11 protein-coding genes and 1 pseudogene are annotated in these 13744 nt (G+C 62.7%); all 12 read right to left on the bottom strand.

Annotation, left to right across the window (positions count from 1 at the left end; genetic code table 11):
• Positions 1 to 32 precede the first annotated feature (32 nt).
• The 12 genes and pseudogenes from GN234_RS28050 to leuD all read right to left on the bottom strand — a co-directional run bounded on the left by GN234_RS28050 (position 33) and on the right by leuD (position 13734).
• Positions 33 to 593, bottom strand: a complete 561-nt coding sequence (locus tag GN234_RS28050; protein WP_003179770.1) for a CvpA family protein — start codon at positions 591 to 593, stop codon at positions 33 to 35.
• An 89-nt stretch (positions 594 to 682) separates the two neighbouring features.
• Positions 683 to 1345, bottom strand: coding sequence for an SPOR domain-containing protein (locus GN234_RS28045; protein WP_176689384.1), 663 nt, complete (start codon positions 1343 to 1345; stop codon positions 683 to 685).
• Complete coding sequence (folC, locus tag GN234_RS28040; RefSeq protein ID WP_109754605.1) at positions 1329 to 2636, bottom strand: bifunctional tetrahydrofolate synthase/dihydrofolate synthase; 1308 nt, start codon at positions 2634 to 2636, stop codon at positions 1329 to 1331. Before folC ends, GN234_RS28045 begins: the two co-directional genes overlap by 17 nt.
• The gene (gene accD, locus GN234_RS28035; RefSeq protein WP_109754604.1) at positions 2633 to 3553 is read right to left on the bottom strand and encodes an acetyl-CoA carboxylase, carboxyltransferase subunit beta; all 921 of its coding nucleotides are present in this window, start codon (positions 3551 to 3553) and stop codon (positions 2633 to 2635) included. Before accD ends, folC begins: the two co-directional genes overlap by 4 nt.
• Positions 3554 to 3807: 254 nt before the next feature.
• The gene (locus GN234_RS28030) at positions 3808 to 4440 is read right to left on the bottom strand and encodes a phosphoribosylanthranilate isomerase (protein WP_109754603.1); all 633 of its coding nucleotides are present in this window, start codon (positions 4438 to 4440) and stop codon (positions 3808 to 3810) included.
• Positions 4441 to 4503: 63 nt separating this feature from the next.
• Positions 4504 to 5330 (bottom strand): annotated as a pseudogene (gene truA, locus GN234_RS28025) (tRNA pseudouridine(38-40) synthase TruA).
• A 474-nt stretch (positions 5331 to 5804) separates the two neighbouring features.
• Entirely contained in the window at positions 5805 to 8402 is a 2598-nt protein-coding gene (locus GN234_RS28020; RefSeq protein WP_109754602.1) for a FimV/HubP family polar landmark protein, read from the bottom strand.
• A gap of 210 nt (positions 8403 to 8612) precedes the next feature.
• Complete coding sequence (locus GN234_RS28015; protein ID WP_109754601.1) at positions 8613 to 9623, bottom strand: aspartate-semialdehyde dehydrogenase; 1011 nt, start codon at positions 9621 to 9623, stop codon at positions 8613 to 8615.
• A gap of 264 nt (positions 9624 to 9887) precedes the next feature.
• Positions 9888 to 11000: an aspartate-semialdehyde dehydrogenase gene (gene asd, locus GN234_RS28010; RefSeq protein WP_109754600.1), complete on the bottom strand. Its 1113-nt coding sequence runs from the start codon at positions 10998 to 11000 to the stop codon at positions 9888 to 9890.
• Between the two features lie 54 nt (positions 11001 to 11054).
• Complete coding sequence (gene leuB / locus GN234_RS28005) at positions 11055 to 12137, bottom strand: 3-isopropylmalate dehydrogenase (RefSeq protein ID WP_109754599.1); 1083 nt, start codon at positions 12135 to 12137, stop codon at positions 11055 to 11057.
• A gap of 54 nt (positions 12138 to 12191) precedes the next feature.
• Complete coding sequence (locus GN234_RS28000; RefSeq protein WP_109754598.1) at positions 12192 to 12956, bottom strand: class I SAM-dependent methyltransferase; 765 nt, start codon at positions 12954 to 12956, stop codon at positions 12192 to 12194.
• A 133-nt stretch (positions 12957 to 13089) separates the two neighbouring features.
• Entirely contained in the window at positions 13090 to 13734 is a 645-nt protein-coding gene (leuD, locus tag GN234_RS27995; RefSeq protein ID WP_176689383.1) for a 3-isopropylmalate dehydratase small subunit, read from the bottom strand.
• Between the last annotated feature and the right edge of the window lie 10 nt (positions 13735 to 13744).

Here is a 13744-nt window from a genome sequence, read left to right as displayed (position 1 = left end):
CCCCTACTTAATGGATCTGAACTGAACAACACTCACTGCGGCGTTTTGGCCATCGGCAAGAGGTGTTCCTTGAACGGTATTTCAGCGGGTACGCTGATACCGCTGGCAAGCCACTGACTGCTCCAACCCAGGATCAGGTTTTTGGACCAGTCTGCGACCAATAGAAATTGTGGCACGAGCCGGGACTCCTGCCACCACGTATCCTGCTGCACCGGCCCCAGGCTCAAGAGCCCGACGGCCACGACCACCAGCAACGCGCCACGCGCCGCGCCGAAGGCCATGCCCAGGAACCGGTCCGTCCCGGAAAGCCCGGTGACGCGAATCAGTTCGCCGATCAGATAATTGATCATTGCGCCAACCAGCAAGGTGGCGATAAACAAGATGGCACAGCCCGCGATCACGCGGGCCGATGGAGTTTCGATGTATCCGGCGAGGTACTGGGACAGCGAACCACCAAACATCCAGGCTACGACTCCCGCGATGATCCAGGTCAGCAGCGAGAGGGCTTCCTTGACGAAGCCGCGGCTCAGACTGATCAATGCGGAGATGGCGACGATCGCAACGATCGCCCAGTCAACCCAGGTAAATGGCACGGTGCAGCCTACAGACGGATAAGGCGGCGCATTTTAGCAGAGCGCAGGGCTGTCGGTAAGCTGCACGATTCAAATCCACTAAATCGCTGTTAGCCGCGTTCTGGCTGGAAGCGCACGACGAACCCCTTGAGGTTCTGCTGGCGACTGAGCAGATCACGCAGGCGGTCAGCCTCGGCACGCTCGATCAGCGGACCGACAAACACCCGGTTCTTGCCATCGGCGGAACGGATGTAGGCGTTGTAGCCCTGGCTGCGCAGGGTTTTCTGCAAGTTCTCGGCACTTTCGCGACTGGTCAGGCTGGCCAGCTGCACCGACCAACTGACCGACAGGCCATTAGCATCCACACGACTCGGGGTCGTGTCCGGCTTGGCGGGTGCCGCGGTGATCGGCTGGCTCGGGGCCGGCTTGACCGCTGGCGCTGCTGGAACAGGCACTGGCGCGACAGTCGGCTTGCTTGGCGCGGCCGGGGCAGGAGCGGGCGCAATAGGCGTGGAAGGCGCAGCAGGTTGCTCAGCCAGCTCCTCGTCGCTTGGCACCGGTTCCTGAGGCAACGCCTGAGGCTCGGGCACAACCACTGGCTCAACCTGCACCGGCGGCACTGAAGGCGCCTGGGGCGCGGCCGGCGCGTCGACTGTGACCTGGCGCTGCTCATCCTGGCGGGAAAACAGCATCGGCAGGAAAATCACCGCCAGGGCCACCAACACCAGGGCCCCGACCATGCGCTGCTTGTACGCCTTATCCAGCAATGCCATCTGCAGTCTCCTCCGTGGAGCGCCGGGCCAACCATTGAAGGGCCTCGGCAACACAAAAAAATGATCCGAACAGCAGAATTTCATCATCGGCCGTCGCCAGGGCGCACTGCCCTTCCAGGGCGTCGGCCACACTGGCGTAGGCTTGCACTGAAGCACCGCGACGCTGCAAGGCTTCCTGCAACTGCTCCGCCGTACGTGAGCGCGGCGAATCCAGTGGCGTCACCGCCCAGTGCTGGACACTAGCACCCAACGCCTCGACAACGCCATCCAGATCCTTGTCGGACAGCAACCCGAACACCGCCAGGCGTTGCCCCACCACCGGCCGCCGCGCCAGGCGCTCGGCCAGGTACTGCGCTGCGTGGGGGTTATGGCCGACATCCAGTAACAGGTTCAGGCGCTTGCCTTGCCAATCGAACTGACGACGATCGAGGCGCCCGACCACACGAGTCGCCTGCAACGCCTGGACGATTTGCCCGGCATCCCAGGGCAAGCCCAGCAGCAGATAGGCCTGGAGCGCCAACGCGGCGTTTTCCATCGGCAGGTCCAACAGCGGCAGATCGCGCAACTCCACCGGATTGCCCCGCAGGTCGCTGCCGCGCCATTGCCAATGCTGCTCGGTCATCGCCAGGTCGAAATCCCGCCCGCGCAGAAAAAACGGGCAACTCAGTTCGCGAACCTTGTCCAGCAACGGTTGGGGCGGATTGAGATCGCCGCAGAGTGCAGGCGCGCCCTGGCGAAAGATGCCGGCCTTTTCGAAGGCCACGGATTCGCGGGTATCGCCCAGGTAATCGGCATGGTCCACGCCAATACTGGTGACCAGTGCAATGTCTGCGTCCACCAGGTTGACCGTATCCAGCCGCCCGCCCAGGCCGACTTCCAGCACCACCGCATCGAGACCGGCACGGGCAAACAACCAGAACGCCGCCAGGGTGCCCATCTCGAAATATGTGAGGGTTGTATCGCCACGCCCGGCTTCCACCGCGGCGAAGGCTTCGCACAGCTGGGCGTCTGTGGCTTCGACGCCGTTCACTTGCACCCGCTCGTTATAGCGCAGCAGGTGCGGCGAACTGTAGACACCGACGCTCAGCCCCTGGGCCCGCAGCAGCGAGGCCATGAAGGCGCAGGTCGAACCCTTGCCGTTGGTGCCGGTGACGGTGATGACCCGGGGCGCGGGCTTGGCGAGTCCCATGCGGGACGCTACCGCTTGCGAGCGCTCCAACCCCATGTCGATGGCCGATGGATGCAACTGCTCGAGGTAGGCAAGCCAGTCGCCCAGGGTACGTTGGATCATAGGCCTGCAGGCACCGGCGGAACCACGACCGGCTCGATCGGTGCGGCGACGAATTTCGGTGTCGGCAGCCCCATCAGTTGAGCCAGCAGGTTGCCCAGGCGCGGACGCAGCTCCTGGCGATGGATGATCATGTCGATGGCGCCGTGCTCCAGCAGGAACTCACTGCGCTGGAAGCCTTCCGGCAGCTTTTCACGCACGGTCTGCTCGATCACGCGTGGGCCGGCGAAGCCGATCAGGGCTTTCGGCTCGCCGACGATCACGTCGCCGAGCATGGCCAGACTGGCGGAAACACCGCCGTAGACCGGGTCGGTCAGTACCGAGATGAACGGAATGCCTTCTTCACGCAGACGCGCCAGCACCGCGGAGGTCTTGGCCATTTGCATCAGGGAGATCAGCGCTTCCTGCATCCGCGCACCGCCGGAAGCGGAGAAGCAGATCATCGGGCAACGGTTTTCCAGGGCATGGTTGGCTGCGCGAACGAAACGCTCGCCAACGATGGCGCCCATGGAACCGCCCATGAAGGAGAACTCGAAGGCCGAAACCACCACTGGCATGCCCAGCAAAGTGCCGCTCATGGACACCAGGGCGTCTTTTTCGCCGGTCTGCTTCTGGGCCGCGGTCAGGCGGTCCTTGTACTTCTTGCCGTCGCGGAATTTCAGGCGGTCCACAGGCTCCAGGTCGGCGCCCAATTCCACACGACCTTCAGCGTCCAGGAAAATATCGATACGGGCACGCGCACTGATACGCATGTGGTGGTTGCACTTGGGGCAAACGTCCAGGGTCTTTTCCAGCTCAGGACGGTACAGCACCGCCTCGCAGGATGGACATTTGTGCCACAGACCTTCAGGCACCGAGCTTTTCTTCACCTCGGAACGCATGATCGAAGGGATCAGTTTGTCTACTAACCAGTTGCTCATGCTTCTTTCTCCAGTACCGGCGGCCCGAACGCTCTGGTTCGCGGCCCCGCGTATGCCCTTGAGCTAAATTCATTGTGCGGCGAGGATCGAAGGCCACCACGGTCAGCGCGAAACATGACCTGCATGCAGCCCAACCTCCTCAGCCATCCCGGCAACCGCTGCACCGCGGTCACCCCTACGTTATCGGCCCACCCGGAGGCGGCGCCTGCCTGCTTTGTACAGTGCTGGTATGGACGGCGGCAGTCTGCCAGCCGTCACATTGACGACTGGCTACTGCGTACAGCGGCCATGAATGCACGAATCTTTGCCGGGTCCTTGATGCCCTTGCCCTGTTCCACCCCACCGCTCACATCCACTGCGTAAGGGCGAACCTGACGAATGGCCGCGGCGACGTTTTCCGCCGTCAGGCCACCGGCCAGGATGATCGGTTTGCCCAGGCCTTGTGGCACCAGCGACCAGTCGAAGGCTTCGCCGGTACCGCCAGGAACACCTTCCACATAAGTGTCCAGCAAAATGCCGCTGGCACTGGCGAAGGCCTCGCAACGGGCGGCAATGTCGTCGCCGGCCTTGACCCGCAACGCCTTGATGTACGGACGATGCCAGCCTTCGCAATCGGCCGGGGTCTCGTCGCCATGGAACTGCAACAAACCCAGCGGCACCGCATCGAGAATCTCGCCTAGCTCGCAACGACTGGCGTTGACGAACAGGCCCACGGGAGTCACGAATGGCGGCAAGGCCTGGACGATCGCCCTCGCCTGCTGCACCGTCACCGCCCGCGGACTCTTGGCGTAAAACACCAGCCCGATGGCATCGGCCCCGGCCTCGACCGCCGCCAACGCGTCCTCGACGCGGGTGATCCCGCAAATCTTGCTGCGAACGACCGGCATGGTGGCTAAAACCTCAGGCAAATCCGTGAAAGTCCCGGATGGTAGCAAATGCTGCGCGGGGCGTCAGCCGTCGAGTTCCGAGAAGCCCGTAAGGAAATGTGGCCCTATGTAACGCTGTGGCAACTCGAATTCATCGTGATATTCGACCTGCACCAGGTACAAGCCAAACGGGTGCGCCGTGACGCCACCGGAACGGCGGATACGACTGTCGAGCACTTCCTTGACCCATTCCACCGGGCGCTCGCCGGCCCCAATGGTCATCAATACGCCGGCGATGTTGCGCACCATGTGATGCAGGAAGGCACTGGCGCGGATGTCGAGCACGATCATCTTGCCGTGACGGGTCACGCGTAAGTGATGCAGTTCCTTGATCGGTGACTTGGCCTGGCACTGGCCAGCTCGGAACGCGCTGAAATCATGGACGCCGACCAGGTATTGCGCGGCCTCGGCCATGCGCTCGACATCCAGCGGGCGGTGATTCCAGGTAATTTCTTCGTTCAGGTGCGCCGGACGGATCTGATCGTTGTAGATCACGTAGCGATAACGCCGGGCGATGGCCTTGAAGCGCGCATGGAAATGCGCCGGCATCTCCTTGGCCCAACTGACGCTGACGTCGTGCGGCAAGTTGATGTTGGCGCCCATCACCCAGGCCTTCATCGAACGCTCGACCTGGGTATCGAAATGCACCACCTGGCCGCAGGCATGCACGCCAGCGTCCGTACGGCCGGCGCAATGCAGCGACACGGGCGAGTCGGCGACTTTGGACAGTGCGTTTTCGAGGGTTTCCTGCACGGTCAGTACACCGGAAGCCTGGCGCTGCCAGCCACGGTAGCGCGAGCCTTTGTATTCAACGCCCAAGGCGATCCGGAAAAAAAGCCGTCGGCCGCCATTTCGGCGGCCGGGTTGTCTATGTTTGCCAAGGAATTACAGCCTGCTGAGGTACGCAAAGGCGGGCATTATAAGGCGGTCGGGACGGGATGCCAGTGCAACCGTTAGTCCTGTGCTGGACGGGATGCCAGTGCAACCGTTAGTCCTGTGCTGGACGGGCCGACGCCATCGCGAGCGGGCTCGCTCCCACAGGGGGCTGGCGATGGACTCAGAATTTACGCAACACACAAATACCATGTGGGAGCGGGCTTGCTCGCGAATACGGTGTGCCAGCTAAAAATTCATGACTGACACCCTGCTTTCGCGAGCAAGCCCGCTCCCACAAAGAGCTCTGTTGGATTCAGATTTTGCGCGCTACACACAAAAACCTTTGGGAGCGAGCCCGCTCGCGATGGGGCTAGCCCAACACCATCACCTCCCAACCCCAAACAAAAACGGCAGCCTCATTGGCTGCCGCTCTTGTTGAACCGAGCCTCTCAGACCAGGCGCGACAACATTTCCTGTGCTTCGCTCTTCTGGGTCGCGTCGCCTTCGCTGAGGACTTCGCCGAGGATATCGCGAGCGCCGTCGTTGTCACCCATGTCGATGTAGGCCTGGGCCAGATCGAGCTTGGTGGCTACCTCGTCGGTACCGCTGAGGAAGTCGAAGTCCGGTTCGTCTTCAGCGCCGACCAAGGCATCTTCGGCAGTGAAGGTCGGTTGGCCCAGGCTGTCGGACAAACGATCCAGCTCGGCGTTTACATCATCCAGCTCGGACTCGAAGGCGTCCTTGGGCGCATCGTGGGCATCCATTTCATCGGACAGGGACAGATCGAAATCCGCTGGCAGCTCCAGGTCGTCAGCCGGTGTATCGGCCAAGGCTGGCGTTTCAGTCGCAGGCAAGTCCAAGCCCTTGAGGTCATCGTCCAGGTCCAGCAGGAAGTCTTCGTCATCGAGCGCCGGAATCGGCGTCGGCGCGTCGGCGCCCAGGTCCAGGTCGAACTCCGACAGGTCGTCCAGGCTTTCGTTGGCCTCGGTCTGCTGCTTGAGCACCGACTCGAAACTCAGGTCGTCGTCCTCCGGAAACGCGTCCAACTCCGCGACAGGCTCGGGGGCCGGTGCGACCGGGGTTTCCAGGTCATCCAGGCTCAGGTCGAAGGCGCTGTCGAGTTCCTCGTCGGTTGGCGACTTGTCTTCCAGCAGATCCTTGACGTACTGCGCATCCAGCTCCGCGGCCACGGTCGCTGCGGCCAGGCCTGCTGTAGCGGCGACCACCATGGCCGGGAAACGGCTCTTCAGTTGTTCGACCTGGGCGAAGTTTTCGCCATTGGCCACCAGCTGGCGCTCCTGGGCGACAAAAGCATCGCGGTCACCCTGCTGACCGTAGACTTCCATCAGCTTCAGACGCAAGTCGCTGCGCTGAGGCTCGGCCTTGATGCCCTGCTCGAGCAGGTCGGCTGCCTGGTTCAAGCGGCCGCGGTCGATATGGGACTGGGCCTGGGGCAGCACGTCGTCGGAACGCTCGGCGGCCGGAGCCACCAATGGCGCGGCGATAGGCGGCGTGACCACCACAGGCGCGACCACCGGGGCTGGCTTGGGGGCCGGCGCAGGCGCGGGTGCGGGTTTCGGCTCGAGTTTTACGCTAGGTGGCGGAACCTCAATGCCCTCGAAGCTGCTCGGGGGCAGATCGAGCTCCGGGGAGAAGTCAGCCTCCTCCTCGAGGGCCCGGGCCATGCGCAAGTGTTTTTCCGCTTCTTGCTGGGCCTTGCGGCGTCGAGCGAGCAACAACAGCAGCAACAGCAGGAGCAGTGCACCGCCGCCAATCAACCCCAGCAGGATCGGGTTGGTCAGCAGGTCGTTGTATTTTTGCTCGTTGGACGCGGCAGGCGTCGGTTCGACCGGCGCGGCAGGCGGTGTCGCTTCCGGGGTCGCTTCTGGCGCAGGTGCCGGTGCAGCCGCCGGGGCTTGTGCCGCTGGCGCAGGCGTCAGCTGTGCGGACATCGCCCCAGGTGCCTCGCCGGCTGGCGGAACGGCGGCGCCTTCGGCCTGCATCTTGGCCAGTTGATTGTTCTTCAGCTCGATCAGGCGCTGCAGCTTGTCCAGTTGGCTCTGCAGATCCGCCATGCGGCTTTTCAGTTCTTCGTTATCCCGGCGCGCCGAATCGAGGCTTTCCTGGGTGACAGCAAGCTTGTTGGAGAGCGCCTGGGCATCGCCGGCAGCACCCTTGCCCTTGCCGCCCGCCTTCGCCGAGTCGGCCGACACCAGACTCAAGTTGTCGCGACCGGCCGCCTGTGCCGGCGCGCCTTCGCCACGACCACGCTTGGTGGCATCCAACTGCTGCTTGCCGGCACCCGCCACGCCCCGACGTCCCGAACGCCAGGCGGCGTTCTGCGCAGCCACTTCAGCGATGGCCTGGGGTTGCGGCAACGCCGTGCTTTGCACCGGATCCGGCAGGCGCAACACCTGCCCGGTCTTGAGCAGGTTGATGTTGCCGTTGATGAACGCGTTCGGGTTCAACGCCTGGATCGCCAGCATGGTTTGCTGGACCGACCCGCCGTTGCGCACCTTGGCGGCGATTTCCCACAGGGTATCGCGCGGCGTGGTGGTGTACTGGGAAGGCTTGGTGGCGCCGGTAACCGGTGTGGACACAACCTGGGGTGGCTTCGCCCGGGCGGCGTCGGCGGCCTGTGGCGAGAATTTGGAGGGGTCGAGCAATACGCTGTAGTCGCGCAGCAGACGGCCATTGGGCCACATCACCTGCACCAGGAACTTGACCATGGGTTCGGACAGCGGACGGCTGGAGGTTACCCGCAGGACGCTCTTGCCGTTGGCGTTGATCACCGGGGTGAAGGTCAGGTCATTGAGAAAGGCCTGGCGGTCGACCCCAGCCTTGGCGAAGTCTTCGGGGGAGGCCAGGCTCGGCACGACTTCGGCGGCGGTCAGTTGCTGGACGTCGAGCAACTCGATCTCGGCGACCAAGGGCTGGTTCGGCGTCGACTTCAGGGTCAATTCCCCGAGCCCGAGCGCTTGCGCCATACCGGAGGACAGCGCCGAGGCGGCCGCTATTGCTAACACCAGTTTGCGAACTTGAACCATAGCCTCTTCCTTTGTTTGAACATTCCTCGGCCAGCGAGAAGGTATTGATGCCGCTGCCGTAAGGCATTGCGCGCAGCCCCGATGCGACGGTGCGCGCGATCATTTCACTCATGCCCCGGGAAAGTCCCCCAGAGGGATGTTCGCCTTCAGCACTCCGGCCAAGCATAGCGCCCAGCTAGAATCATTCGACAAATTGATGCCAAGTATCTTTTACAGCAAGTCTTTTATCAACAACTCAGCCACCTGCACGGCATTGAGCGCCGCGCCCTTGCGCACGTTATCTGACGTCAGCCACATATTTAGCTCCGCCGGATCGTCGATCCCGCCGCGCACACGACCAACGTAGACCACATCCTGCCCCACCGCATCGCCCACCGCCGTCGGGTAATCGCCCGCCTCCACCAGCTCGATACCGGGCGCCGCTTCCAAAGCCGCGTTGACCTTGGCCAGGTCGACGGCCTTGGCAGACTGCACAGTCACGCTAAAGCTATCGCCAAAAAACACCGGGGCTTGAATGCAAGTGACGGAAATCTTTAACAAAGGCTGATTCAGCACTTGGCGCAACTCGCGGACCAGGCGTTTTTCCAGCTGCGTATGCCCCTGCTCGTCCGGCGCGCCAACCTGGGCCAGCAGGTTGAACGCCATCTGCCGGTCAAAGAACTTCGGCTCCAGCGGACGGGCGTTGAGCAGCTCGGCAGTCTGACGCGCCAACTCGCTCACGGCCACGCGGCCCTGGGCCGACACCGCGAGGCTGGCGGTCAGGCTGATGCGTTGCAGATCGAGGCATTCACGCAGCGGCGCCAGCACCACCGCCAAGGCCGTGGCCGACGCGCTGGGGCTGCTGACCTGCAACGGTTTGTTCAAGCCAGCCAATACTTGGGCGTTCGCTTCCGGCACGATCTGCGGCGCCTGTTCGGGCGGCAAGGCACCGGACAGGTCGATCAGCGCACAACCGGCTGCCGTGGCCCGCGGGGCGAAACTCAGGGTCACCGCCGGGCCAGCCGCGAAGAACACCAGTTGGACTTTGCTGAAATCGAACTCGTCGACCTCGCGCACCCGCACGTTTTTGCCGCGGAACATCACCGAGCTGCCTGCCGATTCGCTGCTGGCCAGCAGGTGCAGGTTACCGACCGGGAAGTCCCGCTCTTCGAGAATCTGGACGAGGGTTTCGCCAACAGTACCGGTGGCGCCGATCACGGCAATATCAAAGGACTGGCTCATGGGTCTACCTCAGGTAAAACGTGGGGAGCGGCACTTTATCGGGTGGTCGGTATGCAGGCAATTGGCAGGGGGATTTGCGGTGCCTGGGCTGGTCCCATCGCGAGCAGGCTCGCTCCCACAGGTTTTGCGGCCACCAAGGATCCCATGTGGGAGCGAGCCTGCTCGCGATGGCGCCGCCTCAGGTGCATAAAATCCCAAAACCGCCCCCCAAATAAAAAACCCGCACCTCTCACAAGGCGCGGGTTCTTTCACAGCGACAATCGATCAACGCTCGAGCAGGATCCGCAGCATGCGACGCAGCGGTTCGGCCGCACCCCACAGCAGTTGGTCGCCGACGGTGAAGGCACCGACGAATTGCGAACCCATGTTCAGTTTGCGCAAACGGCCCACCGGGACATTCAGGGTGCCGGTGACCTTGGTCGGGCTCAGCTCCTGCATGCTGATTTCGCGGTTGTTCGGCACCAGCTTGACCCAAGGGTTGTGCTGGCTGATCAGCCCTTCGATGTCGGCTATCGGCACGTCTTTGTTCAGCTTGATGGTCAGCGCCTGGCTGTGGCAACGCATGGCGCCGATGCGCACGCAGATGCCGTCCACCGGGATCGGGCTCTTGAAGCGACCGAGGATCTTGTTGGTTTCGGCCTGGGCCTTCCACTCTTCACGGCTCTGGCCGTTAGGCAGTTCCTTGTCGATCCACGGAATCAGGCTGCCAGCCAGCGGTACGCCGAAGTTTTCGGTCGGGTAGGCATCGCTGCGCATCGCCTCGGCGACCTTGCGGTCGATGTCGAGGATGGCGCTGGCTGGGTTGGCCAGGTCATCGGCGACGGCGGCGTGGGTCGCGCCCATCTGCTTGATCAGTTCACGCATGTTCTGCGCACCAGCACCGGATGCCGCCTGATAAGTCATGGCGCTCATCCACTCCACCAGCCCGGCTTCGAACAAGCCGCCCAGGCCCATCAGCATCAGGCTGACAGTGCAGTTGCCGCCGATGTAGTTCTTGGTGCCCGCATCCAGCTGCTGGTCGATGACCTTGCGGTTGACCGGGTCGAGGATGATCACCGCATCGTCCTGCATGCGCAGGCTGGAGGCGGCGTCGATCCAGTAACCCTGCCAGCCGGCTTCACGCAGCTTGGGGAATACTTCGCTGGTGTAGTCGCCGCCCTGGCAGGTCAGGATCACGTCGAGGGTCTTGAGCTCGTCAATGCTGTAGGCATCCTTGAGCACACCGGTGTCCTTGCCCACGGATGGGCCCTGGCCACCGACATTGGAAGTGGTGAAAAACACCGGCTCAATGAGATCGAAATCCTGCTCTTCCAGCATTCGCTGCATGAGCACGGAACCGACCATGCCGCGCCAACCGATCAGACCTACACGTTTCATCGCAACTACACCTATACAAAAGTGGGCCACCGTCGAAGCAGTGGGCCCGAAAGATTACAGATTCCGCAGCGCGGCGACTACTGCATCGCCCATTTGCTGCGTACCGACTTTGGTACAACCTTGCGACCAGATATCACCGGTACGCAAGCCTTGGTCCAAGACCACGCTGACGGCTTTTTCGATCGCGTCGGCGGCATCGTTCAAGTTGAAGCTGTAACGCAGCATCATCGACACCGACAGGATGGTCGCCAACGGGTTGGCAATGCCCTGCCCGGCGATGTCCGGCGCCGAACCGTGGCATGGCTCGTACATGCCCTTGTTGTTGGCGTCCAGGGAAGCCGACGGCAGCATGCCAATGGAACCGGTGAGCATCGACGCTTCGTCGGACAGGATGTCGCCGAACATGTTGTCGGTGACGATCACGTCGAACTGCTTCGGCGCGCGCACCAGTTGCATGGCGGCGTTGTCGACGTACATGTGGCTCAGTTCGATGTCCGGGTAATCCTTGGCCACCTGCTCGACCACTTCGCGCCACAATTGGCTGGAGGCCAGCACGTTGGCCTTGTCCACCGAGCACAGCTTCTTGCCACGCACGCGGGCCATGTCGAAGCCGACCCGGGCGATACGGCGGATTTCGCTTTCGCTGTACGGCAGGGTGTCGTAGGCCTGGCGCTCGCCATTATCCAGCTCGCGGGTGCCACGCGGGGCGCCGAAATAGATGCCGCCGGTCAGCTCGCGAACGATGAGGATGTCCAGGCCCGAGACGATTTCCGGCTTCAGGCTCGATGCATCGGCCAGTTGCGGGTAAAGAATCGCCGGACGCAGGTTGCCGAACAAGCCCAGTTGCGCGCGAATTTTCAGCAGGCCGCGCTCGGGGCGGATGTCGCGTTCGATCTTGTCCCATTTCGGGCCGCCCACGGCACCCAGCAGCACGGCATCGGCGGCACGGGCACGGTCCAGGGTCTCGTCGGCCAGGGGCACGCCATGCTTGTCGATGGCCGCGCCGCCGATCACGTCGTGGCTGAGTTCGAAGCCCAGGCTGTACTTGTCGTTCGCCAGCTCCAGGACCTTGACCGCTTCGGCCATGATTTCCGGGCCAATGCCATCACCTGGGAGAATCAGAATCTGCTTGCTCATGCTTTCCTCGTTTGCTCTGTCGACACAGGCCTCTGGCGCTGGCCGGGGAAAATGCTACCGCTCGGCCCACAGCACCAGTACATCTGTACTGAACGAACCATCGGCCTCAATCTCAAAATATTCACGCACTTCATCACCCATCGAACGCTGCAGCTGGAGAATCGCCGCACGCATCACTTCGGGGGTACGCATGCGCTCGACCCAGGAGTGGTACTCCAGGCGCAGGCGCTGGCGTGAGGTGCTGCGGGTGTGCAACCCCGCTTCGCTGACCTGGCGCAACCACTCGCCGGCCGAATAATCGCGCACATGACTGGTGTCGCGCAGCACTTCGATGCTTTGCAAGTAGGTGTCCAGCAACGGCGTGCCCGGCGACAGGATGTCAATGAACGCCATCATCCCGCCCGGCTTGAGCACCCGACGCACCTCCCGCAACGCCAGGCCCAGGTCACTCCAATGATGCGCCGAATAGCGGCTGAACACGAAGTCGAACTCACCGTCGGCGAAGGGCAAACGCTCGGCGGCACCGCGCACCGTGCTGATATTGCCCAGGCCCCGCTCCGCGGCCGCCGCAGTCACCACATCGAGCATCTGCTGGGACAAATCATAGGCCACCACTTCACCGGCCAGCGGCGCCACGTGGAAACTCACATGGCCGGCGCCACAGCCCAGGTCCAACACACGGGCATCGCCACGGCCAGCCAGCGCAGCCTGTAGCAGCGCGAACTCAGCGCCCTGGGCGTGCACGGCACTGCTCAGATAGGCCGAGGCCTGTTCACCGAATTGCTTTTGTACAACCTGACTGTGGGCAGTGCTGGTCATGGAACTTCCTTTTGGCTGTGTCTGTTCTGGCCTCATCGCGAGCAGGCTCGCTCCCACATTGGATTTGCGGCGTAAAGAAAATCCCTGTGGGAGCGAGCCTGCTCGCGATGGCGTCGTTACGCCTTACGCAAAATCAAGCATCGCGAAACAACCAAGGCTGGCTCGCCCGATGCTTGGCCTCAAACGCGGCAATCGCCTCGCCGTCCTGCAAGGTCAGGCCAATGTCATCCAGGCCGTTGAGCAGGCAATGTTTGCGAAACGCATCGATCTCGAACCCCAACACCTTGCCGTCGGGGCGAGTCACGGTCTGGGCCGCGAGGTCGATTTTCAGCTGGTAGCCGGGGTTGGCTTCGACCTGCTGGAACAACTCATCCACCTCAACATCGCTGAGGATGATCGGCAGCAAGCCGTTCTTGAAGCTGTTGTTGAAGAAGATGTCGGCGTAGCTCGGCGCGATGATGCTGCGGAAACCGTACTCTTCCAGGGCCCATGGCGCGTGCTCGCGGCTCGAACCGCAGCCGAAGTTCTCCCGGGCCAGCAACACGCTGGCGCCTTGGTAACGCTCGGCGTTGAGCACGAAATCCTTGTTCAACGGCCGCTTGGAGTTGTCCTGGTACGGCTGGCCGACATCCAGGTAACGCCATTCGTCGAACAGGTTCGGGCCGAAGCCGGTGCGCTTGATGGACTTCAAGAACTGCTTGGGAATGATCTGGTCGGTGTCGACGTTGGCACGATCCAAAGGCGCGACAAGACCGGTGTGCTGGGTAAAAGCTTTCATGCTGCGCTCC

The sequence above is a fragment of the Pseudomonas bijieensis genome (assembly GCF_013347965.1).
Lineage (GTDB): Bacteria > Pseudomonadota > Gammaproteobacteria > Pseudomonadales > Pseudomonadaceae > Aquipseudomonas > Aquipseudomonas bijieensis.
Note: the sequence above shows the minus strand (reverse complement) of the source record. Positions and strands in the feature narration are given on the sequence as shown.